General features: G+C 31.3%; 2 protein-coding genes and 1 pseudogene. All 3 read right to left on the reverse strand.

What is annotated here, in order from left to right; genetic code table 11:
* Positions 1-67: 67 nt before the first annotated feature.
* The gene (locus N9I19_RS24495) at positions 68-382 is read right to left on the reverse strand and encodes a hypothetical protein (protein ID WP_317779293.1); all 315 of its coding nucleotides are present in this window, start codon (positions 380-382) and stop codon (positions 68-70) included.
* Entirely contained in the window at positions 383-1522 is a 1140-nt protein-coding gene (locus N9I19_RS24500) for a tyrosine-type recombinase/integrase (protein ID WP_317779294.1), read from the reverse strand. It lies immediately after the preceding gene.
* A 139-nt stretch (positions 1523-1661) separates the two neighbouring features.
* Positions 1662-1808, reverse strand: a pseudogene (locus N9I19_RS24505) (ATP-dependent DNA ligase); the annotation flags it as partial.
* Positions 1809-2207: the final 399 nt, after the last annotated feature.

The raw sequence follows: 2207 nt of genomic DNA on the forward strand, positions 1-2207 counted from the left end.
CCAAGACGGACACATCCTCTCAAAAATCATTGTAAGGACTTAACTAAAATGTGTCCATGAAACTATACTAACTCCATTCATCCTGAAATATTTTTCTATACACAAAAAATTTAAGTTCTAAATTAATTAGCTCGCTTTTGAATGGAAAATAGATTTTTTTCCTATTGAAAGTAGGGTTTACTAAATAAGATTTAAAATTAGAAATTGTCCTAAAAAAATTAATATGCCATGAATTCTCAATTAAAAAATATGGATTATTGACAAATACTTTTTGCACATTTTCATCCTCATCGATATTACGAACCACATAGGACGATAATTCATTCCTCATGTAATCGTGTACACTTTCAAAATCATGGCTTAATAAAGGATTGATACTCATTCATTGGTTCCCCCCAGGATTATTCTTGTTGTAAATCTTAAAAGCATGTTGGGCTTTTTCCCAATTATTGCGAATATCTTCTTTAGAAGGGTGAAGGTATAAGTTCATGGTTGTTTGAATATTACTGTGACCTAAACGTTCTTGAACTTGTTTAATATCACCAGTTTGTTTGTAGTATAGAGTCGCGTGAGAATGCCGTAATAGGTGAGGATGAACAGAGATATTGCTTTTTTTCCTTAATCGTTTAAATAGAGCTGATACATCTTGGTAATTCATGCCCTGACCTACATTTTTTCCACGTAGTTTGACAAATACGAAATTTTTATGAATATCCATTTCATCTAAGATTTCGTATAGGTAGTCATCATACAAATCCATTAATTCTTGGGAAACATAAATTTCTCTTTCTCCTGTTTTCAATCTTGCTCCATTCTCTAATTCTCCCCGATCAACTAATCGTATCCGGTGACCATTTTTGTGATCAAACACGAAGTCCTCCAGGTAGAGAGAAAGTAGTTCTCCAATCCTTAGTCCTGTTTCAAATAGAGTTTGTAAAAGCAGCTTATCTCTAATGTTACTAGTTGCTATAATTAATTCCCTTACGTCCTCTTTAGTTAATGTCTTAATTTTTCTCCTCTTCTTTTTGATTTTCAAGATGTTCTTATGTACTGATTTATTTTTATTCACATGGTAGAGGAGATCTTTATAATGTCTTTGTCCTCTGTTAAAAACCTCCTGCATAACAGTATCAGCTAACGATTTTGTAATTTCTTCGTTTCTGAAAAGGTAGTTGTAAAAACCTGTAACTACCGTAAGAGTCAAATTTATTGTACTCTCTGTCTTTCTAGCGTTTGTTTTGGAAAGGGGTGTAGTATTTAAGTTTTCAAAAGGATTTCTTAACCATCCAATAAATTCTACTAAGTGTTCTAATTTAACTTCACTATATTTAATATTCTTTTGATTTAAGTAAACAAAATATTGTTTCAATGCGTAGCAATAAGTCTTTTGTGTATTAGTACTCTTTCCGGTTGTATCAAGATATTTTAGGTATTTTAACACCGGAAGAACAGGAACTCCCTCATTATCTATGAGTATGTATCTTTTTCTGAGATTTTCCAGATGAACTTCTTGAACCTTCATATGCTTAACTTGCCCCCTAATATACTAAACATAATAGACATATTTTTTTAAATCCTATTAATCATTTTAATATGCAAAAAAAAGAGAATAAATGGTCGTATATTGAACATTTTATCCTCTTATTATTATAGTATATTTAATCATTTTTATGACGAGTATACAACTTTATTTGATTATCAAACTTAGAAAGTATCAAACGAATCCCATCAAGCTTGAGCTCAGTTATGAAATCATCGTCCTCGAAGGGTTGCTCTGTTTTGTGCAATAGCATTGGAGAAATAAACAAAGTTACCACCTCAAGATAATTGTAGCACTGATCGTTGAATTTTTTTAAGGTAGATAATGTTAATTATTTCGTTGCAAAAACTACATTACATAGCAAACTACATACAAATATTTTTCAGCAAAACAGAAAATGATTCCATTGTAATTTATAATGAATTTTCTTCTAGATATACTTGCTAAAAACATGCGTGGATTTTAATGGATCTTTTCTTGCGCGAACGATTCGCGAACGATAAACGGACACTTATTCATTTTGGATGTGCTAAAGTAATAGTATGGAACTATTTAGAAGATGGTACAAATATGAACTTTCCCTTAAGCAAGTGTTAGGCATTGTAAGATAGTTCAAAATCACACATTGAGAAGGTGTATACTGCACCTTCTTTTTTTCATGCCTTCC

Origin of the sequence: Peribacillus sp. CSMR9 (assembly GCF_033141925.1) — a bacterium.
Lineage (GTDB): Bacteria > Bacillota > Bacilli > Bacillales > DSM-1321 > Peribacillus > Peribacillus simplex_A.

Coding starts and splice junctions, on each gene's coding strand:
- N9I19_RS24495 (WP_317779293.1), bottom strand. CDS start 382: ATGAGTATCAATCCTTTATTAAGCCATGATTTTGAAAGTGTACACGAT.
- N9I19_RS24500 (WP_317779294.1), bottom strand. CDS start 1,522: ATGAAGGTTCAAGAAGTTCATCTGGAAAATCTCAGAAAAAGATACATA.